The 24,450-nt window shown below is 69.5% G+C and carries 22 protein-coding genes and 2 pseudogenes; 18 read left to right on the plus strand and 6 right to left on the minus strand.

Annotation, left to right across the window (positions count from 1 at the left end; all coding sequences use genetic code 11):
• Positions 1-332 precede the first annotated feature (332 nt).
• Together ACI7BZ_RS01585 and ACI7BZ_RS01590 are read right to left on the minus strand one after the other, a co-directional pair.
• Positions 333-1,907, minus strand: coding sequence for a 2-isopropylmalate synthase (locus ACI7BZ_RS01585; RefSeq protein WP_414115458.1), 1,575 nt, complete (start codon positions 1,905-1,907; stop codon positions 333-335).
• Positions 1,908-2,226: 319 nt separating this feature from the next.
• The gene (locus tag ACI7BZ_RS01590) at positions 2,227-3,222 is read right to left on the minus strand and encodes a polysaccharide deacetylase family protein (RefSeq protein ID WP_414115459.1); all 996 of its coding nucleotides are present in this window, start codon (positions 3,220-3,222) and stop codon (positions 2,227-2,229) included.
• 205 nt (positions 3,223-3,427) lie between these two features.
• Between ACI7BZ_RS01590 and pdxY the strand changes: the two genes are divergently transcribed.
• From pdxY to phnE (ACI7BZ_RS01635), 9 genes are all read left to right on the plus strand, one after another.
• On the plus strand, positions 3,428-4,276 hold the full coding sequence (gene pdxY, locus ACI7BZ_RS01595; RefSeq protein WP_414115460.1) for a pyridoxal kinase PdxY: 849 nt from the start codon (positions 3,428-3,430) through the stop codon (positions 4,274-4,276).
• An 86-nt stretch (positions 4,277-4,362) separates the two neighbouring features.
• Positions 4,363-5,259: a PhzF family protein gene (locus tag ACI7BZ_RS01600; protein WP_414115461.1), complete on the plus strand. Its 897-nt coding sequence runs from the start codon at positions 4,363-4,365 to the stop codon at positions 5,257-5,259.
• Between the two features lie 142 nt (positions 5,260-5,401).
• Complete coding sequence (locus tag ACI7BZ_RS01605; protein WP_414115462.1) at positions 5,402-6,502, plus strand: alkene reductase; 1,101 nt, start codon at positions 5,402-5,404, stop codon at positions 6,500-6,502.
• Positions 6,499-7,242 (plus strand): NUDIX hydrolase, encoded by a 744-nt coding sequence (locus ACI7BZ_RS01610; protein ID WP_414115463.1) that lies wholly within the window; start codon positions 6,499-6,501, stop codon positions 7,240-7,242. The genes ACI7BZ_RS01605 and ACI7BZ_RS01610 overlap by 4 nt, the downstream gene beginning before the upstream one ends.
• A 166-nt stretch (positions 7,243-7,408) precedes the next feature.
• Positions 7,409-8,668: an amidase gene (locus ACI7BZ_RS01615; protein ID WP_414119063.1), complete on the plus strand. Its 1,260-nt coding sequence runs from the start codon at positions 7,409-7,411 to the stop codon at positions 8,666-8,668.
• Between the two features lie 553 nt (positions 8,669-9,221).
• Complete coding sequence (phnC, locus tag ACI7BZ_RS01620; protein ID WP_414115464.1) at positions 9,222-10,028, plus strand: phosphonate ABC transporter ATP-binding protein; 807 nt, start codon at positions 9,222-9,224, stop codon at positions 10,026-10,028.
• Positions 10,029-10,111: 83 nt separating this feature from the next.
• Positions 10,112-11,017, plus strand: a complete 906-nt coding sequence (gene phnD, locus ACI7BZ_RS01625) for a phosphonate ABC transporter substrate-binding protein (RefSeq protein WP_414115465.1) — start codon at positions 10,112-10,114, stop codon at positions 11,015-11,017.
• A 193-nt stretch (positions 11,018-11,210) separates the two neighbouring features.
• On the plus strand, positions 11,211-12,095 hold the full coding sequence (phnE, locus tag ACI7BZ_RS01630) for a phosphonate ABC transporter, permease protein PhnE (protein WP_414115466.1): 885 nt from the start codon (positions 11,211-11,213) through the stop codon (positions 12,093-12,095).
• Positions 12,092-12,955 (plus strand): phosphonate ABC transporter, permease protein PhnE, encoded by an 864-nt coding sequence (phnE, locus tag ACI7BZ_RS01635; RefSeq protein ID WP_414115467.1) that lies wholly within the window; start codon positions 12,092-12,094, stop codon positions 12,953-12,955. The genes phnE (ACI7BZ_RS01630) and phnE (ACI7BZ_RS01635) overlap by 4 nt, the downstream gene beginning before the upstream one ends.
• 152 nt (positions 12,956-13,107) lie before the next feature.
• Here the strand turns inward: phnE (ACI7BZ_RS01635) and phnF are convergent, their stop codons facing one another.
• Positions 13,108-13,932, minus strand: a complete 825-nt coding sequence (gene phnF, locus ACI7BZ_RS01640) for a phosphonate metabolism transcriptional regulator PhnF (protein WP_414115468.1) — start codon at positions 13,930-13,932, stop codon at positions 13,108-13,110.
• Between the two features lie 132 nt (positions 13,933-14,064).
• Here phnF and phnG point away from each other — a divergent pair, with 132 nt between their 5' ends.
• The 8 genes and pseudogenes from phnG (at position 14,065) to phnN (ending at position 20,804) form a co-directional block, all read left to right on the plus strand.
• Positions 14,065-14,577, plus strand: a complete 513-nt coding sequence (gene phnG / locus ACI7BZ_RS01645; protein ID WP_414115469.1) for a phosphonate C-P lyase system protein PhnG — start codon at positions 14,065-14,067, stop codon at positions 14,575-14,577.
• Positions 14,578-15,204 (plus strand): phosphonate C-P lyase system protein PhnH, encoded by a 627-nt coding sequence (gene phnH, locus ACI7BZ_RS01650; protein WP_414115470.1) that lies wholly within the window; start codon positions 14,578-14,580, stop codon positions 15,202-15,204.
• A 3-nt stretch (positions 15,205-15,207) separates the two neighbouring features.
• Positions 15,208-16,500, plus strand: a complete 1,293-nt coding sequence (locus ACI7BZ_RS01655; RefSeq protein WP_414115471.1) for a carbon-phosphorus lyase complex subunit — start codon at positions 15,208-15,210, stop codon at positions 16,498-16,500.
• A gap of 23 nt (positions 16,501-16,523) precedes the next feature.
• Positions 16,524-17,375, plus strand: a pseudogene (locus tag ACI7BZ_RS01660) (alpha-D-ribose 1-methylphosphonate 5-phosphate C-P-lyase PhnJ); the annotation flags it as partial.
• A 173-nt stretch (positions 17,376-17,548) separates the two neighbouring features.
• Positions 17,549-18,328 carry a phosphonate C-P lyase system protein PhnK gene (gene phnK, locus ACI7BZ_RS01665; RefSeq protein WP_414115472.1) on the plus strand — a complete coding sequence of 260 codons (780 nt, stop codon included), beginning with the start codon at positions 17,549-17,551 and terminating at the stop codon, positions 18,326-18,328.
• Entirely contained in the window at positions 18,325-19,062 is a 738-nt protein-coding gene (gene phnL / locus ACI7BZ_RS01670) for a phosphonate C-P lyase system protein PhnL (RefSeq protein WP_414115473.1), read from the plus strand. Before phnK ends, phnL begins: the two co-directional genes overlap by 4 nt.
• A gap of 18 nt (positions 19,063-19,080) precedes the next feature.
• Complete coding sequence (locus ACI7BZ_RS01675; RefSeq protein ID WP_414115474.1) at positions 19,081-20,220, plus strand: alpha-D-ribose 1-methylphosphonate 5-triphosphate diphosphatase; 1,140 nt, start codon at positions 19,081-19,083, stop codon at positions 20,218-20,220.
• A 20-nt stretch (positions 20,221-20,240) separates the two neighbouring features.
• Entirely contained in the window at positions 20,241-20,804 is a 564-nt protein-coding gene (phnN, locus tag ACI7BZ_RS01680) for a phosphonate metabolism protein/1,5-bisphosphokinase (PRPP-forming) PhnN (protein ID WP_414115475.1), read from the plus strand.
• Positions 20,805-21,062: 258 nt separating this feature from the next.
• On the opposite strand, the pseudogene ACI7BZ_RS01685 reads toward phnN, so the two are convergent.
• Positions 21,063-21,629, minus strand: a pseudogene (locus ACI7BZ_RS01685) (tyrosine-type recombinase/integrase); the annotation flags it as partial.
• A 629-nt stretch (positions 21,630-22,258) separates the two neighbouring features.
• On the opposite strand from ACI7BZ_RS01685, the gene ACI7BZ_RS01690 reads away from it, so the two are divergent.
• Positions 22,259-23,179, plus strand: coding sequence for a DNA-methyltransferase (locus ACI7BZ_RS01690; RefSeq protein ID WP_414115476.1), 921 nt, complete (start codon positions 22,259-22,261; stop codon positions 23,177-23,179).
• Here ACI7BZ_RS01690 and ACI7BZ_RS01695 read toward each other — a convergent pair.
• Together ACI7BZ_RS01695 and ACI7BZ_RS01700 are read right to left on the minus strand one after the other, a co-directional pair.
• Positions 23,169-23,876, minus strand: a complete 708-nt coding sequence (locus tag ACI7BZ_RS01695) for a PDDEXK family nuclease (RefSeq protein ID WP_414115477.1) — start codon at positions 23,874-23,876, stop codon at positions 23,169-23,171. The genes ACI7BZ_RS01690 and ACI7BZ_RS01695 overlap by 11 nt on opposite strands.
• Positions 23,873-24,103, minus strand: coding sequence for a helix-turn-helix domain-containing protein (locus ACI7BZ_RS01700; protein WP_414115478.1), 231 nt, complete (start codon positions 24,101-24,103; stop codon positions 23,873-23,875). Before ACI7BZ_RS01700 ends, ACI7BZ_RS01695 begins: the two co-directional genes overlap by 4 nt.
• Positions 24,104-24,450: the final 347 nt, after the last annotated feature.

Here is a 24,450-nt window from a genome sequence, read left to right on the forward strand (position 1 = left end):
TCTCCCGGCGCCGGGCGTCAAGGTGCAAACGCCGCCGCACTGCGGCATGGCGGGCGCCCCCCGGCGGCGGGAGGGGCACCCCCGCGCCACCCGGCAGGGTCCGGCCTCGCGGCACAAGTGGTTAAGAAAAAATGAAGAACGCCGGCCGGATGCAAGTCGCCCCGAGACACGCCACTGCCGTTGCCGGCCCCGGCCCGGCCGCGGCCGACCGGTGAAAATCCCCATATACCTCCCGTCCGCCCGCGCCCCGCCGCACCGCCGGGCGGGGCGCGGGCAAGAAAAAGGCCGCCCGGGCGGGGCGGCCTTCAGGGTGCGCGCGAGGCGGGAGGGGCTCAGCCCACCGCGGTCTGCGGGTTCATGGTCTGGCGCTTCATCTGCAGCTTGTTGAGGGCGGTGATGTAGGCCTGGGCGGAGGCCACCAGCGTATCGGGGTCCGCCGAGCGGGCGGTCACCGCCTTGCCGTTCTCCTCCAGCCGCACGGAGACTTCCGCCTGCGCGTCGGTGCCCTCGGTCACGGCATGCACCTGGTAGAGGTCGAGCTTCACGGCGTGCGGCACCAGCGCCTTGATGGCGTTGAAGGTGGCGTCCACCGGCCCGTTGCCCTCGGCCTCCTCGGTGCGCACCTGGCCGTCCACCTCCAGCTTCATGGTGGCGCGCTGGGGCCCGCGCGTGCCGGCGATGACCGACAAGGAGATGAGCTTGATGCGATCGTGGGCGGCGGCGATCTCCTGGTCCACCAGCGCCTCGATGTCCTCGTCATAGACCACCTTCTTGCGGTCGGCGAGGTCCTTGAAGCGGGTGAAGGCATCGTTGAGGGCGTTCTCGCCCAGCTCGTAGCCCATGGTCCTCAGCTTGTCGCGGAAGGCGGCGCGGCCGGAATGCTTGCCCATGACCAGCGAGGTCTTGGAGACGCCGACGCTCTCCGGCGTCATGATCTCGTAGGTCTGGGTATGCTTCAGCATGCCGTCCTGGTGGATGCCGCTCTCGTGGGCGAAGGCGTTCCGGCCGACGATGGCCTTGTTGTACTGCACCGGAAAGGAGGTCACCGCCGACACCAGCTTGGAGGCGCGGGTGAGCATCCGGGTGTTGATGCCCGAGCGATAGGGCAGCACATCCGAGCGGGTCTCGATGGCCATCACCACCTCTTCCAGCGCCGCATTGCCGGCCCGCTCGCCGATGCCGTTGACGGTGCACTCGATCTGCCGCGCGCCGCCGGCCAGGCCCGCCAGGGAATTGGCCACGGCCATGCCCAGGTCGTCGTGGCAGTGGACGGAGAAGATGGCCTTGTCGGAATTGGGCACCCGCTCGATCACGGTGCGGAACAGGGCCTCATATTCGGACGGGGTGGTGTAGCCCACCGTATCGGGAATGTTGATGGTGGTGGCCCCGGCCTTGATGGCGGCCTCCACGCAGCGGCACAGGAAGTCCATCTCGGTGCGGGTGCCGTCCTCGGCCGACCACTCCACGTCCTCCACATGGTTGCGGGCGCGGGTGACGGAGGCGACGACCATCTCCAGCACCTCGTGCGGCTCCTTCTGGAGCTTGTATTTCATGTGCACGGGGGAGGTGGACAGGAAGGTGTGGATGCGCCCGCGGCGCGCGTGCTTCACCGCCTCGGCGCAGCGGTCGATGTCGTTGAGCGCGGCGCGCGAGAGGCCGGCGATGGTGGCGTTCTTCGCCCGGCGGGCGATCTCGGCCACGCTCTCGAAATCGCCGATGGAGGCGATGGGAAAGCCCGCCTCGATCACGTCCACGCCCATCTCGTCGAGGAGGGCGGCCACGTCCAGCTTCTCCTCGAAGGTCATGGAGGCGCCGGGGCACTGCTCGCCGTCCCGCAGGGTGGTGTCGAAAATGATGACCCGGTCCTTGCCGGATGCGGGCGCGGCGGGGGTGGATGCCTCAGTCATGGAACAGGGTCCTTCTCGCACTCCGGCGGGGCGCTGTGCGCCAGTCTCTTGCCGGATCATAAGCCGAAACGGACGCCGGGTCTTCCCGGCGGCGGCGAGGTCCCCTGAGTGCCAAGGCGCGAGCCCGGCCGGCCCTCAGGGGCGGCTAAGGAGAAGCAGCGCGCGCAGAATAAGAGCGTTGCCCGGAATCCTGATGGTCCGGGGGGCAGAGGCGGCAATCTTGGTCGTGCGGGACGACACGGGCGCTCAGCTCACAGCTCTTTTGACGACAGCCAAAGCTCATAGCCGAGCCGGCCGCCCGGCGCAAGGGGCGCGCGGCCTATTGGGTCGGCAGGATGCGCCGTCCGGCCCGCGCCGCGTCGTCATAGACGCGGGTATCGCCGGGCTTCATGGAATAGCAGGTGGGGGCGATGACCGGCCGGCCGGCGGCCAGAAGCTCGCCCACGCTCACGAAGCGATAGCCCCTGGCCCGCAGCGCCGGCACCAGCAGGGTCAGCGCCTGCGCCGTGTGCCGGCCGCGCCCGTTGGCGTGCATCAGCACGATGGAGCCGGGGCGGATGGCGCGCAGCATGTCGTCCGCCATGCCCCTGGCGCCGATGAAGGCGGGGTCGCCGGAATCCACGTCCCACTGGATGGCGAGATGGCCGCTGTCGTTCACATAATCGAGGGATTCGGCGCTGCACGAGCCATAGGGAAAGCGGAACAGCGCCGCCGGGGACGCCGCCTTCGGCAGCATGCAACCCCTGGCCTGCGCATCGGCGCGCCGCAGGGCGAGGGCCACGTCGGCATCATCCACCTGCCGGCGCATGGCCTCGCCGGTGCGCACCGTGAGGTTGGCGTGGGACCAGGAATGGTTGCCGGTCTCGAACAGGGGGTCGGCGGCCAGCTGCCCGCCGCGCTCGGCATGGCTCATCAGCCACTTGCCGCCGGCGAAAAAGGTGGCGGCCACCCCTTCGGCCCGCAGATAGTCCACGATGGCGCCGTCATAGCCGGAGGTTTCGGCGGAGGCCTCGCACAGGTCGAAGGTGAGGGCCACCAGCTTCAGCCCCGCCGGCAGGTCCACCCGGCGGATGGAGCCGCGCAGGCCCGCCGGCACCGGCACGGCGGCGGGCAATGGGAGGTCCGGCAGCTCCACGGGCCGGCTCGCGTGCGGGCGCACGATCTCTTCCCCCGGCCGCGCCGGCAGGCTCGCCGGCGGGTAGCAGGCCGGCCCGGCCGCGCCGGCCAAAGCCGCGCCGGGAAGGGCGACGCCGGCCACCGCGGCGGACAGGAGGAGACGGCGAAGCAGGCGGGACGACGGAAGAAAGCCGGGCACGGTCTGGGCTCGATCTGGCTGATGCGGGCTTCGCCATACGGCGCCGCCGCCGGCTTGGCCAGAGCCACCCTCTCACGTCCTGTTGCGGCGCGAAACATCAGCGCGACCACAGGGCCGGATCACCAGATTCCATTTGAGCGGCGGCCGGCGCCGGAGTAACCGGCAGGCGGGTCCCCCGCCGCGGGCCCGCGAACCGGGCCAGACGATGAATCTGCTTTCCATCCAGTCCCATGTCGCCTACGGCCACGTGGGCAACGCCTCCGCCGTCTTCCCGCTGCAGCGGCTGGGGGTGGAGGTGTGGGCCATCAATACGGTGGAATTCTCCAACCACACCGGCTACGGCGCGTGGCGGGGCCAGGTGTTCGACGCCGGCCTCATTGCCGAGCTGGTGGAAGGCATCGCCGAACGCGGCGTGCTGGCGCGCTGCGACGGCGTGCTCTCCGGCTACATGGGCTCGGCCGACATCGGCGCCGCCGTCCTCGGCGCGGCGGGGCGGGTGCGGGCGGCCAATGCCAACGCCACCTATTGCTGCGACCCGGTGATCGGCGACGTGGGGCGCGGCATCTTCGTGCGCCCCGGCATTCCCGAATTCATGCGCGAAAAGGCGGTTCCGGCGGCGGACGTGATCACCCCCAACCAGTTTGAGCTGGAATTCCTCGCCGGCCGCGCGGTGGGCACCCTGCCCGAGGCCATCGCCGCCTGCGACGCGCTGCACCGGCGCGGGCCGCGGGTGATTCTCGTCACCAGCCTGCATGTGGCCGAGACGCCGCCCGGTGCCATCGACCTTCTCGCCTCCGGCCCTGACGGCCGCTTCCTGGTGCGCACGCCGCGCCTCGACGTGGCGCTCAACGGGGCGGGCGACGCCATCGCCGCGCTGTTCTTCTTCCACGTGCTCAGCACCGGCTCCACCGCCGAGGCGGTGGCGCAGGCCGCCTCCGCCATTTACGGGGTGCTGGCGCGAACCGAAAAAGCACAGTCGCGGGAATTACTTCTCGTGGAGGCCCAGGAGGAGTTCGTGAAGCCCTCGCGGCTCTTTCCGGCCTCGGCGATCTAAGGCAAATTTGTGGCATCGCCTCAAGGCGGGAGTGCCGTGCGCGGGGGCGCGGGGTCGCATCCAAGATTGCGTCGAGAGCAACACTTATGCCGCGCCGTTACCTGACGCTGGACGTTTTCACCACCCGCCCGTTCGGGGGCAACCCGCTGGCCGTCGTGCTCGACGCCGCCGGCCTCGACGACGCCGCCATGCAGCAGATCGCCCGGGAGTTCAACGTCTCCGAGACGGTATTCGTGCTGCCGCCGCGCAACCCCGCCAACCGCGCCCGCATCCGCATCTTCACCGTGGCCCACGAAATGCCGTTCGCCGGCCATCCCACCGTGGGCGCGGCGGTGCTGCTGGCGCTGGAGGACAAGCTCACCCGGGGCACCCTCAGGATCGAGGAAACCATCGGCACCATCACCTGCGAGGTGACCACCCAGGGCGCCGGCTCGCGCAAGGGCGCCGCCGTGTTCGCGGTGCCGCGCAAGGGCGCGCTGGAGGAGGTGGACATCTCCCGTGCCGCCTGCGCCGCCGCACTCAACCTCGACGAGGGCGACATCGGCTTCGATGCCCACCGCCCGGTGGTGGCTTCCGCCGGCGTGCCGTTCCTGTTCATTCCCTTGGCCGACCTCACCGCCCTGGCCCGCGCCCGGCCGGACGAGGCGGCCTTCCTCGCCACCCTCGGCGCCTTCGGCGAGGCGCTCTATCTCTACACGCTGGACGAGGAAGGCGACGCCGACTTCCGCGCCCGCATGTTCTCCCCCGGCCTCGGCACGGTGGAGGACCCGGCCACGGGCGCCGCCGCCGCCGCCTTTCCCTGCGTGCTGATGGATGCGGAGAACCGGGTGGACGGCCACCACAAGGTGCGCATCGACCAGGGCTTCGAGATGGGGCGGCCAAGCCGGGTGGACCTCGGCTTCACCGTGAAGGGCGGGCAGCTCATCGACGCCAGCATCGGCGGCAATGCGGTGGTCGTCGCCGAAGGCGTGCTCCACATCTGAGTCTTTTCAATAGGTGGCATTGAAAGAACTCGGCGCCCAGCCCGGCGGGTGACCTTGGCGGGGAACATAAGGCGCCTATGTCTGCTGCGTCGCACACCGGCGCAGCCCGCCGGCATCATCTGGCAGTCCCGGGGAATCTTCCATGAGCGCTACCGAACCCTCCCTCTTCGAGCCCTACCGCCTCGGCGCCATGACGCTGGCGAACCGCATCGTCATGGCCCCCCTCACCCGCAACCGCGCGGCCGAAGGCTTCGTGCCCGGCCCTCTGGCCGTGGACTATTACACCCAGCGCGCCGGCGCCGGCCTCATCATCACCGAGGCGTCGCAGATCTCCCAGCAGGGCCAGGGCTACCAGGACACGCCCGGCATCTACACCGACGCCCAGGTGGAGGGCTGGAAGAAGGTGACGGACGCGGTGCACGCCAAGGGCGGCCACATGGTCATCCAGCTGTGGCATGTGGGGCGCGTGTCGCACACCATGCTGCAGCCGGGTGGCGGCGCGCCGGTGGCGCCTTCCGCCATCCGCGCCCAGACCAAGACCTATGTGAACGACGGCTTCGCCGAGACGTCCGAGCCGCGGGCGCTGGAGCGCGCGGAGATCGCCGGCATCGTCGCCGACTATGCCCGCGCCGCCGCCAACGCCATCCGGGCCGGCTTCGACGGCGTGGAGCTGCACGGCGCCAACGGCTACCTCATCGACCAGTTCCTGCGCGATGGCGCCAACCAGCGCACCGACGATTACGGCGGCTCCATCGAGAACCGCAGCCGCTTCCTCCTGGAGGCGATGGACGCGGTGATCGCCGAGATCGGCGCGGAGCGCACCGGCCTTCGCCTCTCGCCCGTCTCCCCCGCCAACGGCCTTGCCGATTCCAATCCCCAGGCGCTGTTCAACCATGTGATGGAGGAGCTGGAGAAGCGCCATCCGCTCTATGTCCATGTGGTGGAGGGCGCCACCGGCGGCCCGCGCGACGTGGCACCGGACTTCTCCTTCGCGGCGCTGCGCGCGCGCTTCACCGGGCCGTGGATGGTGAACAACGGCTACGACCTGGAGCTCGCCACCCGCGTGATCGCCGCGGGCGAGGCCGACCTCGTGGCCTTCGGCAAGCCCTTCATCGCCAACCCGGACCTGGTGGAGCGGCTGCGCCGCGGCGCGCCGCTGAACGAGATGGACCGCGACACCCTCTATGGCGGCGGCGCCAAGGGCTATGTGGACTATCCGCTCCTGGCGGACGCCGCGGCGTGAGCGGCACCGGCGACTGGGGCGTCTCCTGGCAGGTGGAGCGGCGCATCGCGCCGGTCCACACCCTCGACCTGCGCGTGGCCCCCGGCGGCTGGCCGGAGGCGGAGGCGCACCGGGCCGAGATCGACGCCCATTTCGCCGGCTGCCAGAGCGTGAACCCGCACCTGTGGAACGGCCCGGTCCTGCTGCTGCGGGAGCGGGCCTTTGCCGCCGGAGCCCTTTCCGGCACCTTCCGCCACACGGATTTCGCCGCCTTCACCTGGTGGCGGGATGCGGGCTGGCGCGACCTCGGCATGGTCAATGCCTTCGCCCTCGCCGCCATCGAGGGATCGGACGGCGGCTTCGTGCTGGGGGTGATGGGGGCGCACACCGCCAGTGCCGGCCGCACCTATTTTCCCGGCGGCACGCCCGACCCCGACGACATCACCCCCGCCGGAACCGTGGACCTGCACGGCTCCATGCTGCGCGAACTGGCGGAGGAGACCGGGCTTACGCCCGCCGACATCGCCCGCGACGAAGGCTTCACCGGCATTTTCGACGGGCCCCGCGTCGCCCTTTTGGGCCGGCTGGTGTTCGATGCCCCGGCGCAGGAGCTGGCCCGCCGCATCCGCGCCTTCCTCGCCCGCGAGGCTGAGCCCGAGCTGGCCGACGTGGCGGTGGTGCACGGCGAAGACGACCTCACGCCGCAGATGGCCCCCTTCGCGGTGGACTACATGCGCGCCCGCTGGCGCGGCGCCGTCTGATGGGCGAAGCCCGCGAGCCCGGCACCGGTCGAATCCCGGGGCCGATGGTATAAGCTCCCTCACCCCGGCGCCGGCGCGTTGCGCCGGAGCGTGCCGCCTGCCCCCGGCGGCCCCTGCATCGGCCTGCGAGTGTCCCATGAGCCCCTTCCCCCGCATCGGCGCCCCCATGCTCCACGCCCGCGACCTTGCCGCCGCCATCCGCGCCGGCCGCACCACCCCCCGCGCGGCGATGGAGCAGGTGGCCGCGGCCATCGCCGCCCATGACGGACAGGTGCAGGCCTTCGCCGCCCTCGACCTGGACGCGGCGCTGGCGGCGTCCGCGGCGGCGGGGCTGGCGGACCTGCCCTTGGCCGGGCTGGCCTTCGGGGCCAAGGACATCCTCGACACGCGCGATCTCGTCACCGCCTATGGCAGCACCCTCTATGCCGGCTACCGGCCGCGCACCGACGCCCCGGTGGTGGCCATGACGCGCCGGGCCGGCGGCATCCTCGCCGGCAAGACCGCCACCACCGAATTCGCCTTCCTGGAGCCGGCCCCCACCCGCAACCCGCACCATCCCGGCCACACCCCCGGCGGTTCCTCCGCCGGCTCGGCAGCGGCGGTGGCGGCGGGGATGCTGCCGCTGGCGCTGGGCACCCAGACCGCCGGCTCGGTGATCCGCCCGGCCGCCTTCTGCGGGGTCACCGGCTACAAGCCCACCTTCCGCATGCTGCCGACGTTGGGCATGAAGACCTTCTCCTGGCACCTGGACACCATCGGCCTGTTTGCGGCGCGGGTGCGGGACGTGGCCTTCGCCGCCGGCGCCATCACCGGGCGCGACCTGGACATTGCCGATGACCCCGCTGTCGCTCCGCGCATCGGCATCGTGCGCACGGCCCGCGCCGGAGAAGCCGGGGCCGATGCCCACCGGGCGCTGGATGCCGCCGCCCGCACCGTGGAGGCGGCCGGCGCGCGCATCCGCGATCTCGACCTGCCGCCGGAGCTGGAGGCGGCCGACGCCATCCACGGCGTGATCCAGGATTTCGAGGCCGCCCTCGCTCTGGGGGACGAACTGGCCTTCGGGCGCGAGCGGCTGTCGCCCCGCCTCGCCGCCCATCTCACGGCGGCGGCCGCCATTCCGGCCGACACCTACGACACCGCCCGGCGCACCGCCAAGCGCGCGCGACATGCCCTCGGCGACCTGTTCGGGGAGGTGGACGCGCTGCTCACCTTCTCCGCCCCCGGCCCGGCGCCGGAGGGGCTGGGCGCCACCGGCTCGCCCCTCTTCAACCGGCTCTGGACCCTTCTGGGGTGCCCGGCCATCAATGTGGCGGGGCTGGTGGCAGGCAACGGCATGCCCGTGGGGGTGCAGGTGGTGGGGCGTTTTGGCCGCGACCGGCAGCTTCTGGCCATCGCCGAGCTGGTGGAATCGGCCATCCGGCGCTGAAATACAATATTCCACAGATCAGCCCCGTGCGCCGCAGCGCGGGGGAAAATCATGCTCTGCTGGCCGCTTGATACGCCCGGCGTCGTGCACTGCAACGACAGCGGACGGCGCTGCATCACAACTTGTACCTTTCAGCATCTTGAGAGTTTGTTAAGGTTCGATGCGAGATCGACAGCGCGAGGACGAGGATGACCTTGGGCGATTTGCTCACTGTGCTCGAAACATGCGCCGCTTTCGCCTTCATCGGCGCGGTGCTGTTCGGGATGGTTTGACGCAAAGGCCGGGCATCGCCCCGCCGGACCGCAGAACACAAGAAAGCACGGGTCCGGTCGATCCGCGGCGCCGGGAAGGGGAACCTTCCCGGCGTCCCGCGTTTCAGGGCCCGACGCGGGCGGCGCCGCCTGTCACAATCGGCCGGCCGGGCAGGTGACGCTTTTCTGACGACCGCTTCGTTTTTCCTCGCCACAACCGCGACAGGGAAGGGTCGCGCAAGCGTCACACGCGTGTTGCGGGAGGCCATTATCGGCTTGCGGTACGCCAATGGAGCGACCCGATGCTGGTAATCGAAGGCCTCACCCGCCGCTTCGGCGACAAGGAGGCTGTCTCCCACGTCGATCTGGAAATCGGCCAGGGCGCCTTCATCGGCGTCATCGGTCGCTCGGGTGCCGGCAAGTCCACACTGCTGCGCATGATCAACCGCCTGCAGGACCCTTCCGCCGGCCGCATCCTCTACAACGGCCGCGACGTGACCGCCCTGAAGGGCCGGGCCCTGCGCGAATGGCGCGCAGAGGCAGCCATGATCTTCCAGCAGTTCAACCTCGTGGGCCGCCTCGACGTTCTCACCAACGTGCTGATGGGGCGCCTGGCCGCCGTGCCGCTCTGGCGCGCCCTGTCCAAGACCTGGAGCGTCGAGGACCGCGCCATCGCGCTCTCCGCCCTGGACCAGTTCGACATCGCCGCGCTCGCCGCCCAGCGGGCGGACAGCCTCTCCGGCGGCCAGCAGCAGCGCGTCGCCATCGCCCGTGCGCTGACCCAGGAGCCGGCCCTGATCCTGGCGGACGAGCCCATCGCCTCCCTGGACCCGCGCAACACCAAGATCGTGATGGACGCGCTTTTGCGCATCAACCGGCACTTCGGCATCACCGTGCTGTGCAACCTGCACTCCCTCGACCTCGCCCGGGGCTATTGCGACCGACTGGTGGGCATGGCGCAGGGCCGGGTGGTGTTCGACGGCGCCCCCGCCGCCCTCACCGACGCGGTAGCCCACGACCTCTACGGCCTGGAGGCCGGCGAGGTGATGGACCTTCCCGCGGCAGCCGAACCCCAGGGCGTCGCCATTCCCGGCGCGGCGCTGGCCTGAAGACGCCCCACCCCGGCCGCGCGGCCGGCCGCTTCCGCTTCATCCGCGTACCCAGAATTCAATTGTCCGACAGGAGCCGAGACATGCTGAACCGCCGTACCCTGATCGCGGCCGCCGCCGCGCTCGCCGTCTCTGCCGGCGCCGCCGCCGCGCAGGACTGGAAGGCCAAGTATCCGGAGCTGGTGTTCGCGGTCGTCCCGGCCGAGAACGCCTCGGGCGTGGTCGAACGCTACACGCCTCTTACCGAATATCTGTCAAAGCAGCTCGGCACGAAGGTGACCCTGCGCATCGCCAACGACTATGCGGCGGTGATCGAGGGCCAGCGCGCCGGCAACATCCAGATCGCCTACTACGGCCCTGCCTCCTTCGCCCGCGCGCTCAAGACCGGCGTGCCCATCGAGGCCTTCGCCATCGAGGTGAACCTCGACGGCACCAAGGGCTATCACTCGGTGCTCTATGTGAAGGCCGACAGCCCGTACAAGTCCATCGAGGACCTCAAGGGCAAGAACCTCTGCCTGGTGGACCCCAATTCCACCTCCGGCAATAACGTGCCGCGCTTCGCCATGAACAAGATGGGCCTCAAGCCCGACGAATTCTTCGGCAAGGTGGTCTATGCCGGCTCGCACGAGAATGCGGTCATCGCCGTGCAGCAGGGCACCTGCGACGCCGCCTTCAACTGGTGGAACGACGAGCAGGAATCCAACCTCATGCGCATGGACCGCAAGGGGATGGCCAAGTATTCGGACTTCCGCATCATCTACAAGTCCGAGCTCATCGTGAACTCGCCGCTGGCCTATCTCGACAGCCTGCCGAAGGACCTGAAGGCGCAGATCCGCGAGGCCTTCTTCTCCATCGAGAAGAACGACAAGGCCGCCTTCGACAAGATCTATGAAGGCAAGCAGCAGGTGTGGCAGCCCGTGGACAACGAGGCCTACACGCCCATCGTCCAGCTCATCACCTTCGTGGACGAGCTGCGCAAGAAGAAGTGATCCGCCGCCCGCGGCCGTGACGCGGCTTTGCCGCCTCATCCCGCGTCGCCCTCCGGCCTGACCGCAGGGCTCATGGTCCGACCGGGCGCCGCGCCCGGCCGGGCGATGGATGCCCCGGTCCGGCCGGCGCAAGACGGCGGGGGGTGGCTGCCCCCGCGCCAAATTCCGCCGCCGCACCCCAGAGGCCCGCCCCGTGCCCCACGCCATCACCCTCCTGCCCGACGAGCAGCTCGCTCCGATGGTCGCCCGCTACGAGGCGGCGGTCCGGGCGCGGCGCCGGCACACCTTCATCGTCATCGCCGTCATCCTCGCCTGCACCGTGCTCGCCGGCTGGATGGGGGAGGTGAAGCTCTCGGTCCTGTTCGCCAATTCGGGCCGGCTCACCACTTATTTCTGGAACATCCTGCCCAGCCTGCACTGGGCCACCCTCGGCACCGACCTTGCCGAATGGTTCTGGAACCTCGACGGCTGGCTGAAGCTGCTGCTGGACACCCTGCTCATCGCCTATCTGGGCACCCTCCTGGGCGGGATCGGCGCCTTCCTCCTGTGCTTCCTCGCCAGCGCCAATCTGGTGAAGAGCCCCCTCATCCGGCTGGCCGCCCGGCGCTTCCTGGAATTCTGCCGCACCGTGCCGGAACTGGTGTTCGCCCTGCTGTTCGTCGTGGCCTTCGGCCTCGGGGCCATGCCCGGGGTGCTGGCGCTGGCCATCCACACCATGGGCTCCCTGGGCAAGCTGTTCGCCGAGGTGGTGGAGAATATCGACATGAACCCAGTGGAGGGCGCCACCGCATCCGGCGCCTCCTGGACACAGATGGTGCGCTTCGCCGTGGTGCCGCAGGTGCTCTCCAACTTCGCCTCCTACGGCCTGCTGCGGTTCGAAATCAATGTGCGCGAGGCCTCCATCATGGGCTTCGTCGGCGCCGGCGGCATCGGCCAGGACCTCGTGGAGGCCATCCGCAAATTCTATTATTCCGACGTCTCGGCCATCCTCCTGCTCATCATAGCCACCGTCATGATCATCGACCTCGTGACCGAGCGCGTGCGCCACGCCCTCATCGGCTGGGACGGCCGGCGATGAGCCGCGCCCGCTTCGCCCTCTCCGCGCAGGAGCGCGCCCGCCTGGGCGCCGCCTTCCCCGATGCCATGCGCCCCTCGCCGGCGAGCCGCATGCGCACCGCGCTGCTCATCGCCGTGCTGGCGGCGCTGGCCGCCTTCGGCTTCTGGCGCCTCGACTTCAGCCTGGACCGCATCGGCACCGGCATTGCCCAGCTCGCCTATTTCGTGACGCTGATGATGCCGCCCAACCCCGGCACCCAGCTTCCGCTCTACATGCACGCCCTGGGCGAGACGCTGGCCATCGCCTTCCTCGGCACGCTTCTGGGCGCCCTGGTGGCCTTCCCGTTCGGCTTCCTCGCCGCCAAGAACGTCATTCCCAACATCTTCGGCCATTTCGCCGTGCGCCGCTTCCTCGACACCGTGCGCGGCATCGACAAGCTGATCTGGGCACTGATCTATGTGACGGTGGTGGGCCTCGGCCCGTTCGCCGGCATCCTCGCCATCGCCACCTCCAGCGTGGGCGAGCTGGGCAAGCTGTTCTCCGAGGCGGTGGAAGCCCTGGACCGCAAGCCCGTGGAGGGCATCACCTCCACCGGCGGCTCACCGGTGGAGGCGGTGCGCTTCGGCATGCTGCCGCAGGTGCTGCCGGTGCTGGCGAGCCAGCTGCTCTATTACTTCGAATCCAATGCCCGCCAGTCCACCATCGTCGGCATCGTCGGCGCCGGCGGCCTCGGCCTGCACCTGGCGGAGCAGATCCGCGTGCTGGAATGGCAGAAGGTGTCCTTCCTCATCCTGATGATGCTGGTGATGGTGGCGGTGATCGACTTCATCTCCTCGCGCCTGCGCTTCGCCATCATCGGCAAGGCGCGGATGGAGCCGTGAGCCGGCGCGGCGCCTGAGCGCGGCCGCGGGGGTCGGCCGGAGCTCGCCCTCGCGCCCGGCCGGGCGCCTCGGCAGAGGACCCGGCGATGACGCGCGATCCTCGCTTCCCGGGTTTGCGGCGCTGTTTCAGCCCAACCGTCCGCCGGTGCACCTCAGGGCTTGAACACCAGCTGCACCCGGTCGGCGGCGAAGGAGGAGCGGCCCCACTGCAGGGGCGTTCCATTCGGCTCCACGTCCAGGCGCTCCAGCACCAGGACGGCGCGGCCGGGGGCGAGGGAGAGCACCTCCATTTCCCGCGCGGTGGCGGGGCGGGCGGTGAGGCGCGTCTCGCGGCGGCGGAAATCCTCGATGCCGAGGGTCGCCAGCGCCCGCGTCAGCGATCCGGTGGCGGCATAGACGAGATCCAGGTCGCGGCAGCGGGCTTCGGGAAACCAGGCGGTGCCGAAGGAGATGGGCACCCCGTCCGCCTCGTGGGCGCTTTCGATGCGCAGCACCGGCGTGCCCTCGGGCAGGGCCAGCTCGCGGGCGACCTCCGGGCAGGCCGGCTCCACCGAGGAGCCGAGCACCCGGCCGAACGGCTCGCGCCCGCCGGCCGAGACGATTTCGGAAAAGCGGGTGCGCACCCCGATGGGATAGCGCAGGGGCGCCTCCTTCACGAAGGTGCCGCGGCCGGCGGTGGCCTCGATGAGCCCGTGCTCGGACAGATGCGCCAGCGCCCGGCGCAGGGTGTGGCGGTTGACGCCGAAGGTCTCGGCCAGTTCCGCCTCCACCGGCAGGCGCGCCCCCGGCTTCAGCACGCCGGAGTGGATCTGCCCCGTCAGCTTCTCGGCGATCTGCCGCCACAGGGTGACGCCGCTGCCCCGCGAAACCGCGTCGGAGCCGGCGTCGGCGCCATCGCGCGCGGCGGCGTCCGCCGGGTCGCCTTCCGTCATCGGGCTGTGACCCTTCGCGGGGACACTGCGGGTCGTTCCCGACATTTTTGCTTCTCCTTGGCGTGACCGCCTTGCACATTTGTATAGATTATTATACAAATCGTGTCCAGTCGTGTTGCCGGTCTGCGTGCGCGATTCCGCGCGCCTGTCCTGCGGGTGCCAGCTTCCGAGACCCTCATGAGCCCGAACCGCCCCCCCCCGCCGGCCTCCCCGGACGCGGCACCGCCCTTTCCCGCGCCCGATGCCGCGGCCCCCACGCAGGCGCGCCAGGCCCTCATGGCCCTGTTCGCCCGCGCCACCCGCGCCGAGCTGGAGGCGGCGGTGGAGCGCTTTTCGCCCCTGCCGCGCCTGCGCAGGCTGCGCCCCGCCGAAATCGGCCTGGTGATGGTGCAGGGCCGCACGGGGGGCGACGGCGCCCCCTTCAACCTCGGCGAAACCACCGTGACGCGGGCGGCCATGCATGTGGAGGGCGGCCATACGGGCGTCTCCTACCTGCTGGGCCGCGACCCCCGGAAGGCCGAAGCCGCCGCCATTCTCGACGCCCTGTGGCAGGACGAGGCCCTGCGCCTCGCCGTGGACGACGCCATGGGGCCGGTCCGCCGCCGCCTTGCCGCCGAGGCCGCGGCCGCCGCCGCGGAAGCCGAGGCCACGCGGGTGAACTTCTTCACCCTCACCCGCGGGGAGGATTGAATGTCCGCCACAGCTCCCGCGCCGGTCGCCCCCGCCGCCGGCTTCGCCGATCCGGTGCACGACGCCCAAGCCACCTTTTCCGCGCTCATGTGGGCCATGGCCCAGCCCGGCCGGCCGGTGGCGCTGGCCACCCGCCTCGCCCCGCCGCCGCCCCTTTCGCCGGAGCTGGCCGCCGCCGCCCTCGCCCTGTTCGACTATGAGACCCCCGTCTTCCTCGATGCGCCGCTGGCGGCGGTGCCGGAGGTGGCGCTCTTCCTGCGCTTCCACACCGGCGCCCCGCTGGTGAGCGAGCCCGCCGGCGCCCGCTTCGCCCTGGTGGCCGATGCAGCACACCTGCCGGACCTGGCCCTGTTCCCCCAGGGCGAGCCGGACTTTCCCGACCGTTCCGCCACCGTGATCGCGGCGGTGGAAACCCTTTCCGACGCGCCCCTGCTGCTGGAAGGGCCGGGCATCGCCGGCACCCGCGGCTTCGGCGCCGCGCCCCTGCCCGGGGATTTCGCCGCGCGGCTGCGCGCCAATCGCGCGGTCTTTCCGCTGGGGGTGGACCTCATCCTGTGCGCGCCGGGGGCCGTGGCGGGCCTGCCGCGCAGCGTGCGCCCCCTCGAACCCGGCTCCCGGGAGGGCTGAACCATGTATGTGGCGGTGAAAGGCGGCGAACAGGCCATCCGCAACGCCCACGATCTCCTGGCCCGGCGGCGGCGCGGCGACCCCACCGTGCCGGAAATCGGCCTCGACCAGATCACCGGCCAGCTCTCTCTGGCCGTAGACCGGGTGATGGCGGAGGGCTCGCTGTTCGACCCCGAGCTGGCGGCGCTGGCCATCAAGCAGGCGCGGGGCGACCTCATCGAGGCCATCTTCCTCGCCCGCGCCTTCCGCACCACCCTGCCGCGCTTCGGCGCCTCGCAACCGGTGGACACCGGCGCCATGCGCATCCGCCGGCGCATCTCCGCCACCTTCAAGGACCTGCCCGGCGGGCAGGTGCTGGGCCCCACCTTCGATTACACCCACCGGCTGATGGACGAGGCGCTGGCGACGCGGGCGGGGGATGCCCCCTCTCCCACCGGCGCGCCCCCTCTCCCGCTTGCGGGGGAGGGCTGGGGAGGGGGCAGCGCTCCAACCCGGCAGACCGGTTCCAACGGCGAGGATGAGGCCCCCTCCCTGCCCTCCCCCGCAAGCGGGAGAGGGTTCGGCGCCTCGTCTTCCGGCACCGCGCCTGCTCCCACCACACTCATGCCCCGCGTCACCGACCTTCTGGGCGGGGAAGGCCTCGTGGAGCCCTCCCCCGCCGATGACGGCGCGCCGCCGCGCGACCTTACCCGCGAGCCCCTGGCCTTTCCCGCCGACCGCCCCCTGCGCCTGCAGGCGCTGGCGCGGGGCGACGAGGGCTTCCTCTTGTCGCTCGGCTATTCCACCCAGCGCGGCTATGCCCGCACCCACCCCTTCGTGGGCGAGATCCGCTTCGGCGAGGTGGAGGTGAGCCTGTTCGTGGAGGAGCTGGGCTTTGCCGTGCCACTGGGCGACATCGCCGTCACCGAGTGCCAGAGCGTGAACCAGTTCAAGGGCTCGGCCACCCAGCCCCCGCAATTCACCCGCGGCTACGGCCTCGTGTTCGGCCAGTGCGAGCGCAAGGCCATGTCCATGGCGCTGGTGGACCGCGCGCTGCGCTTCAAGGAGCTGGGCGAGGAAAAGAGCGCCCCGGCGCAGGACGAGGAATTCGTCCTCTCCCATTGCGACAACGTGCAGGCCACCGGCTTCGTGGAGCACCTGAAGCTGCCCCATTACGTGGATTTCCAGGCCGAACTGGACCTCATCCGCCGCATGCGCGCGGAACAGGAAGATCGCGCGCCGCACGCCGGGCCCGCCGATGGGACCGATGACGCGGCGCCCGGGGATGCCGCGCCGCGCAAGGAGGCCGCAGAATGACCGCCGCCACCCGCCCCGCCGGCATGCCCGCCATCACCTACAATTTCGCCTATCTCGACGAGCAGACCAAAAGGATGATCCGCCGGGCCATCCTCAAGGCCATTGCCATTCCCGGCTACCAGGTGCCCTTCGCCTCGCGCGAAATGCCCATGCCCTATGGCTGGGGCACCGGCGGGGTGCAGGTGACGGCGGCCATCCTCGGCGCCGGCGACGTATTGAAGGTGATCGACCAGGGCTCGGACGACACCACCAATGCGGTGGCCATCCGCTCCTTCTTCCAGACCACGGCGGGGGTGGCCACCACCACCCGCACCCAGGATGCCAGCATCATCCAGACCCGCCACCGCATCCCGGAGGCGCCCCTGAAGGCCGGGCAGGTCATCGTCTACCAGGTGCCCATCCCCGAGCCCCTGCGCTTCCTGGAACCGCGCGAGACCGAGACGCGCCGCCTGCACGGCCTTGCCGACTACGGCCTGATGCAGGTGAAGCTCTATGAGGACATCGCCCGCCACGGCCACATCGCCACAACTTATGCCTATCCGGTGAAGGTGGAGGGCCGCTACGTGATGGACCCCTCCCCCATCCCCAAATTCGACAATCCCAAGATGAACGACAGCCCGGCCCTGCAATTGTTCGGCGCCGGGCGCGAGAAGCGCATCTATGCCATCCCGCCGCACACGCGGGTGGTGTCGCTGGATTTCGAGGACCACCCGTTCGCCGTGCAATCCTTCAGCACGCCCTGCGCCTTGTGCGGCGCCGAGGGGGTCTATCTCGACGAGGTGATCCTCGACGACAGGGGCGGGCGGATGTTCGTGTGCTCCGACACCGATTTCTGCGCCACCCGGCAGGACGAGGGGCACATGGGCACCATGAGCGCGCCTTATGGGGCGAGCACCACCGCGCCCCCTCTCCCGCCTGCGGGGGAGGGTTGGGGAGGGGGCACCACGCCCACCCCCAGCACCGTCCTCGCCGGAGAGACCCCGCCCCCTCCCTGCCCTCCCCCGCAAGCGGGAGAAGGTTCGACCGTGGTGGACACCGGAGCCCCCTCATGAGCCCCGACGCCCCCCTCCTCATGGCCGAAGGCCTCACCCGATATTACGGCGCCCGCCTCGGCTGCCGCGACGTGGACCTCACCCTGCATGAAGGCGAGGTGCTCGCCATCGTGGGCGAGAGCGGCTCGGGCAAGTCCACCCTGCTGGGCCTCCTGTCCACCGAGCTGTCCCCCAGTGCCGGGCGCGTCGCCTACCGCATGCGCGACGGCGAGATGCGCGACCTCGCGCACCTGTCCGAGGCCGAGCGCCGCCTGCTGCTGCGCACCGACTGGGGCTTCGTGCGCCAGCATGCGGAACAGGGGCTGCGCATGGCGGTTTCGGCCGGCGGCAATGTGGGCGAACGGCTCATGGCGGTGGGCTGGCGCCATTACGGCAACATCCGCCAGGAGGCCGCCGACTGGCTCGCCCGGGTGGAGATCGCCACCGAGCGCATGGACGACGACCCGCGCACCTTCTCCGGCGGCATGCGCCAGCGCCTGCAGATCGCCCGCAACCTCGTCACCCGCCCGCGCCTCGTCTTCATGGACGAGCCCACGAGCGGCCTCGACGTGTCGGTGCAGGCGCGGCTTCTGGACCTCATCCGCCAATTGGTGGAGGAATTCGGCCTCGCGGTGGTCATCGTCACCCACGACCTGGCGGTGGCGCGCCTGCTCTCCCACCGCATCATGGTGATGAAATCCGGCCGGGTGATCGAGCACGGCCTCACCGACCAGGTGCTGGACGACCCGCGCGAGCCCTACACCCAGCTCCTCGTCTCCTCGGTGCTCGCCGCATGATGATCCCGCACGCCCGCGGCCCGGCCGCCCTGCCGCCTTCCCCCGCCCCGCTCCTCGTCGTGGAAGACCTCGGCAAGAGCTTCACCCTGCACCTGCAGGGCGGCGCCCGCCTGCCGGTGGTGTCGGGCGTGTCGTTCGCGGTGGGCGCCGGCGAATGCGTGGCCCTGGGCGGGCCTTCGGGGGCGGGCAAAAGCTCCATCCTCAAGATGGTGTTCGGCAATTACCGCATCGACACCGGCGCGGTGCGGGTGGCCGATGCCGGCGCCATGGTGGAGGTGGCCGGCATCGCGCCGCGGCGGATGCTGGCCCTGCGGCGCAGCCGCATCGGCTATGTCAGCCAGTTCCTGCGCGTCATCCCGCGGGTGAGCACCCTCGACGTGGTGGCGGCGCCGCTGCGGGCGGAAGGCGTGCCGGCACCGGAGGCGGCCGCGCGGGCCGGCGCGCTTCTGGCCCGCCTCAACCTGCCGGAACGCCTGTGGGGCCTTGCCCCCGCCACCTTCTCCGGCGGCGAGCAGCAGCGCGTGAACGTGGCGCGCGGCTTCATCGGCGCCCAGACGCTGCTGCTGCTGGACGAGCCCACCGCATCGCTGGACGCCGCCAACCGGGCGGTGGTCATCGACCTCATCCGCGAGAAGAAGGCCGCCGGCTGCGGCCTGCTCGGCATCTTCCACGACGCCGAGACCCGTGCGGCGGTGGCCGACCGGGTGGTGGACGTGGCCCGCTTTTCCGCCTGAACCCGCAGGACCCGAAAAATGACCGAACAGGTGCTCGCCAATGCCCGCCTCGTGCTCGCGGACGAGATCGTTTCCGGCCATGTGACCCTGCGCGGGGGCAGCATCGCCGCCATCGGCACCGGGGCGGTGCCCGCCGGGGCGCAGGACCTGGAGGGCGACTTCCTGCTGCCCGGCCTGGTGGAACTGCACACCGACCATGTGGAAGGCCACCTCGCCCCCCGCCCCAAGGTGCGCTGGAACCCCCTGGCCGCCGTGCTCGCCCATGATGCGCAGATCGCCACCGCGGGCATCACCACCGTGTTCGACAGCCTGCGGGTATGGCCCGACAGGAAGGCGGTGGGCATGGATGGCGACGCCCCGCTGCTGCTGCGCGCCCTGGATGAAGCCCGCGCCGCTGGCGCGCTGCGCGCCGACCACAAGGTGCACCTGCGCTGCGAGGTGCCCACCGACACGGTGGTGGCCGACGCCGCCGCCATCCTCGACAGCTGCGACGTACACCTGATCTCGCTCATGGACCACACGCCGGGCCAGCGGCAGTTTGCGAGCGTGGAGCAGTTCCGCTCCTATTACATGAAGAAGAGCGGCATAACGGCCGAGGAGATGGACGTGATCGTGGCCGCGCGGCTCGATTTCCACGCCCGCTACGCGCGGGACAACCGGGCCGGGCTGGTGGCGCTGGCCCACGCCCGCGGCTGCGTGGTGGCGAGCCATGACGACGGCACCCCCGAACATGTGGCCGAGGCCATCGGCGACGGGGTGGCCATCGCCGAGTTTCCCACGACGCACGAGGCGGCGCAGCTCTCCCACGCCGCGGGCATCCGCGTGCTCATGGGTGCGCCGAACCTGGTGCGCGGCGGCTCCCACACCGGCAACGCCTCCGCCGAGGCGCTGGCCCGGGCCGGGCTGCTGGACATCCTGTCGTCGGACTATGTGCCCTCCAGCCTCTTGTGGTCGGCCTTCGACCTCAACCGCCGGGTGCCCTCCATTCCCCTGCCGGCGGCGGTGCGCATGGTGTCCAAGACCCCGGCCGAGGTGGCGGGGCTCGCCGATCGCGGCGAGATCGCGCCGGGCAAGCGGGCGGACCTGGTGCGCGTCGGCCTCGCCGGGGTGCTGCCGGTGGCGCGCGCAGTGTGGCGCCAGGGGCAGCGGGTGGCATGAGCATGGCGGGGGAAATGAGCATGGCGCGGCGCGGGCCGGGAACCCTGCTGCTGGTGGTCGGCCCCTCGGGGGCGGGCAAGGACACCCTGCTCGACATCGCCCGCGCCCGTTTCGGCACTGACGGGCGGGTACTGTTCGCCCGCCGCATCGTCACCCGCCCCGCGGGAGCGGGGGAGGCCCACGGCACGCTGGACGCGGATGCCTTCGAGGCGCTGCGGGTGCAGGGCTGCTTCGCCCTCGCCTGGCGGGCGCACGGCCTGTCCTATGCGCTGGGGCCGGAGGTGGGAGAAAAGATCGCCGCCGGTGGCGTGGTGGTGGCCAACGGCTCGCGCGCCACCCTGCCCGAGGCGCGCGAGCGCTTCGCCCGCGTCCGTGTGGTGCAGGTGACGGCGCCGGTGGCGGTGCGGGCGCAGCGGCTGGCCGCGCGCGGGCGCGAGCGCGCCGACGACATCGCCGAACGCCTGTCGCGCACCCCCGACGTGGACGTGGCGCCGGACCTCCTGATCGAGAATGTGGGATCGCCGGCCGAAGGCGGGGCCAGCCTGTGCAGCTTCATCGCGGCGGAGCTGGCGGCTCTGGCCTGAGGGGCCTGGGCGAAACTGGCCGCATGCCGGCGCGGGCGCCATCCTGCGGCGCGGCCCTCGCCACAGCGCGACCTTGCGCCCGCCGTCGCCCTCCGGCTTGACCGGAGGGTCCATGCCGCCGCCCCGCGCCGGACCCGGACGCGCGACAGGCCCTCCGGTCAAGCCGGAGGGCGACGGGGTCGTGGCAGCGCCGCGCGCGTCGCCGGCTGGCCGCGATATCCGTCGATGGTCTTTCGGCGTGGTCAGGGCGCCGCGCAGGGCGAAGGTGGGGTCGTTCTCGATGCGGGCGGTGGCAATAGCATAGCGGAAGACCGAGCCGATGACGGAGCGCATCCGCCGCGCCGTCTCATGGTGGCCCTTGGCCTCGATCTCCCGAAGGGCCACCAGCACGTCGGCCGAAGTGACGACACCGATATCCCGGTCGCCGAAATGGGGGTATGCGAAACCGAGGAGCCAACGCCGCTTCGACAGCGTGATGTCGGCAAGCCCCTCGCGGGCGAGCTTGGCGAGGTGCTCCTCGGCCACCGCGCGGAAGATGTTGGCCGGTGCCGCCTTCGCCTCCTCCCGTGACTGCTTCTTGAGGGCCGAGGGGTCGGCGCCGTCTATGATCGCCTTCTTGGCGTCGTCGCGCCGCTCCCGCGCCTTGGCGAGCGACACCTCGGGATAGGGGCCTATGGCGAGGAGCTTCTCCTTGCCCTCGATGCGGTACTTCAACCGCCAGAGGCGGGAGCCGGTCGGGTTCACCAGGAGATAGAAACCGCCACCGTCCGCCAGCTTATAGGGCTTGTCGCCGGCCTTCGCCGCGCGGATGGCCGTGTTGGTCAAAGGCGTTGGAGGTCGCGCTCAGTGGGGGCACGTTTCCGATATCCCCCCAATACCCCCAAACTTGCCGGCTGCCAACGGATGCCGCCAGACATCCCCGGAACCTGTCGGACCGGAGAATTGAGCATCTGCAAGGGTTTTTGGAGCTTTTTGGACTTACCCGGAAGGGGTAATGGTGCCAGGAGAGGCAACGAATGAATGATTTAAATATTTGATTATGATAGATTATTTATGTGACGAAAATTTTGATACCCCCAAATATACCCCCATTCTTCGCCGCAGCCATTTGTTCACCTCCAGCAGCATGCTGCTCCATCGCGCAGTTAAGCTTGCTCACTCTTCAGGCTCATAACCTGAAGGTCGTTGGTTAAAGCCAGCTCCCGCAATCAACCTCTTCAATCATTTAGCACGAAGACAGGACCACTGAAAAACGGTTCGGGTAGCGCATGGGTAGCAGGAAGCAGGCGCTTCCATGCGTCGGCCCGTGCCGCAATATGATGCCGCAAGGCAATCCGGCCATGGCTATGTCGGCCACGGCCTCCCCGTCATCCACAACAACGGTTCAAAGGCGGCGCACCGGGCCTTGTCAGCGCTACAGCCTTCCAGTAGAGATGATGACTATGATACCCATTATGGAAACACCGCACGGCAAGCTGTACGAGGCTGATTGTCTCGAACTGCTTCGCAGCCTTCCCGCCGAAAGCGTGGACTTGGCCTTTGCCGATCCGCCCTTCAATCTAGGCAAGGAATACTCGTCCAAGATAGACGATGCGCGCGCCGCGCATGACTATCTGGAATGGTGCCAAGAGTGGCTTTGGGAGATGGCGCGGACGCTGAAAAAAGGCGGGTCGCTGTTCCTTTGGAACCTCCCTAAGTGGAACCTGCCGCTAGGAGCCTATCTCGGGCAACACCTGACTTTCCGGCACTGGATAGCGGTTGACATCAAATACTCGCTGCCGATCCAAAGCCGCCTCTACCCGTCGCACTACTCACTGCTGTATTTCGTGAAGGGGCCGAAGCCCACAATCTTCCACCCTGACCGTGTACCGTGCCCTTGCTGCCGCCATTGCGGCGGCGAATTGCGCGACTACGGCGGATACAAGGACAAAATGAACCCCTTGGGCGTGAACCTGTCCGATGTGTGGACCGATATTCCGCCAGTCCGGCACGCGAAGTACAAAAAGCGCGCGGCGAACGCATTGTCGCTCAAGGTCATGGACCGCATTGTGACCATGGCAAGCAACGAAGGTTCCGTAGTGTTGGACCCATTCGGTGGGTCCGGTACGACATTTGTGGCCGCTGAACTGACAGGCCGCAAATGGATAGGCTCGGAGCTGGATTGTTCGTCCATCGTCGAGCGTTTTGACGCCCTCGATGGCGACAAGCAGCACCTTGCGGAAATTCAGGCCAACAAAAACACGCTCTTTACGGCTGCGGACCTCGCTAAGCGCCGCAAGTGGGGCAAGCCGCTGTCGAAGGACTACCGGATAGCGGAAAACGCCGCTTGCCATTGCAAGGATAAGGCAATGCCGGACCTGTTCGCTAAATCTTAGCGCGGCCCTCCTTCGCGCGCCCGTCATTCCCCATCGGGAGATACGGCAATGCCGGATCATCGGTCAGGTGGTCGTGTTCGACTACGGTAATAGCCAGCAGGCCCGTATCCACGGTGGCCTTCAAACCTTCCCACATGGCGAGATAGCCCGACAACTCACCGATATTGCCGATGCGGTCGGTCAGGTGTTCGTATAGCAGCCTGCTTGGCAGGATCAGGACACCGATTTGTAAGATGCCATGGGCGAGGGCGATAGCCAGTTTGTTCATGCTCCGGTGAGAGGATGAGATGTTGCCCGTTTCCCATTCAATCGCCACGCGGTAACCGCCTGCGCCTGCCGTGATGAAGTCAAAGCCGCCGAAGTCGGACGTTATCGACTCACGGTAGTCCTCAAGGCTAGGGTACAGCTTAATCGGCGGCTGCACTCTATCACGCCCCAAGTCTACGCCGCCTTCCGCTTCCCATTTTTCGACTTCTTGCATGTGCCGCAGAAAGTGCGAACGCAGAAACCCGACGCCATTTCGCTGCCACTGCCCGTTAGGCAGGCGCATCTTGCGCCGCAAGGTCAGTGCCCCGCTGCCTAGCGGGTGATGCACGCTTGCAATCGAGCGCACATAGCTGTCATGGACTGTCGCCCAATCGGCGGAATTTATGACGTTGCCCTTCTCGAACAAGATGAGGGTGCGGAGCCACTTCATCGGGGCAGCTCCGGCAAGCCTGCGGTCAAAGCCGCCACGTCGCACGATAGTGCCGCGCAAATCTGGCAAAGGACTGTGAACGTCAGATTGCGTTCGCCGCGCTCCACGCTGCCGATGTACGAACGGTCAATCTTGGCCGTGTCCGCAAGGGTTTCCTGCGTCCAGCCAAGGGACTTTCGGCGCTCCCTGATACGCTGCCCGAGGGTTTTGAGTGATGCCTGATCCACGGCGGCACGGTCGGGAAAAGAGGACTAAGAGTCCACGGACTAGGATACCCATTCCCCCGTGATGCACACCAAGCGCCCGCATTAATCAAGCGTACCACCCATGTGGTCCCGTGCCGCGACTTCGCGGTGCAGGCTGTACTTCTGGTGCAGCGCCCGCCGAGCTGCCTCAATGCGTTCGGCATCGGCCGCCACTTGGTACGGACGGCCCTTGCCCAGCTGTACAAGCCCAGACAGTTTAGCGCGTGCCAGTAAGGCATCGGCGGCGGGCCGTCATGGGCGATCTGGTTCAAGTTCCGCCATGCACTTAGGTCGCGACCGGCGGGCAGACGGCCAACGGACTAGAAGTG

Origin of the sequence: Xanthobacter sp. AM11, assembly GCF_047444035.1 — a bacterium.
GTDB lineage: Bacteria > Pseudomonadota > Alphaproteobacteria > Rhizobiales > Xanthobacteraceae > Xanthobacter.

What these genes read in the sequence shown, in the direction of transcription:
- ACI7BZ_RS01600 (WP_414115461.1), top strand. Translation starts at nt 4,363, where the DNA reads ATGCCGCGCCGTTACCTGACGCTGGACGTTTTCACCACCCGCCCGTTC.
- phnN (WP_414115475.1), top strand. Translation starts at nt 20,241, where the DNA reads ATGGCGCGGCGCGGGCCGGGAACCCTGCTGCTGGTGGTCGGCCCCTCG.
- phnE (WP_414115467.1), top strand. Translation starts at nt 12,092, where the DNA reads ATGAGCCGCGCCCGCTTCGCCCTCTCCGCGCAGGAGCGCGCCCGCCTG.
- ACI7BZ_RS01695 (WP_414115477.1), bottom strand. Translation starts at nt 23,876, where the DNA reads ATGAAGTGGCTCCGCACCCTCATCTTGTTCGAGAAGGGCAACGTCATA.
- ACI7BZ_RS01615 (WP_414119063.1), top strand. Translation starts at nt 7,409, where the DNA reads ATGCTCCACGCCCGCGACCTTGCCGCCGCCATCCGCGCCGGCCGCACC.
- ACI7BZ_RS01675 (WP_414115474.1), top strand. Translation starts at nt 19,081, where the DNA reads ATGACCGAACAGGTGCTCGCCAATGCCCGCCTCGTGCTCGCGGACGAG.
- phnF (WP_414115468.1), bottom strand. Translation starts at nt 13,932, where the DNA reads ATGTCGGGAACGACCCGCAGTGTCCCCGCGAAGGGTCACAGCCCGATG.
- phnG (WP_414115469.1), top strand. Translation starts at nt 14,065, where the DNA reads ATGAGCCCGAACCGCCCCCCCCCGCCGGCCTCCCCGGACGCGGCACCG.
- phnD (WP_414115465.1), top strand. Translation starts at nt 10,112, where the DNA reads ATGCTGAACCGCCGTACCCTGATCGCGGCCGCCGCCGCGCTCGCCGTC.
- ACI7BZ_RS01585 (WP_414115458.1), bottom strand. Translation starts at nt 1,907, where the DNA reads ATGACTGAGGCATCCACCCCCGCCGCGCCCGCATCCGGCAAGGACCGG.
- ACI7BZ_RS01605 (WP_414115462.1), top strand. Translation starts at nt 5,402, where the DNA reads ATGAGCGCTACCGAACCCTCCCTCTTCGAGCCCTACCGCCTCGGCGCC.
- ACI7BZ_RS01690 (WP_414115476.1), top strand. Translation starts at nt 22,259, where the DNA reads ATGGAAACACCGCACGGCAAGCTGTACGAGGCTGATTGTCTCGAACTG.
- phnH (WP_414115470.1), top strand. Translation starts at nt 14,578, where the DNA reads ATGTCCGCCACAGCTCCCGCGCCGGTCGCCCCCGCCGCCGGCTTCGCC.
- phnC (WP_414115464.1), top strand. Translation starts at nt 9,222, where the DNA reads ATGCTGGTAATCGAAGGCCTCACCCGCCGCTTCGGCGACAAGGAGGCT.
- phnK (WP_414115472.1), top strand. Translation starts at nt 17,549, where the DNA reads ATGAGCCCCGACGCCCCCCTCCTCATGGCCGAAGGCCTCACCCGATAT.
- ACI7BZ_RS01655 (WP_414115471.1), top strand. Translation starts at nt 15,208, where the DNA reads ATGTATGTGGCGGTGAAAGGCGGCGAACAGGCCATCCGCAACGCCCAC.
- pdxY (WP_414115460.1), top strand. Translation starts at nt 3,428, where the DNA reads ATGAATCTGCTTTCCATCCAGTCCCATGTCGCCTACGGCCACGTGGGC.
- phnL (WP_414115473.1), top strand. Translation starts at nt 18,325, where the DNA reads ATGATGATCCCGCACGCCCGCGGCCCGGCCGCCCTGCCGCCTTCCCCC.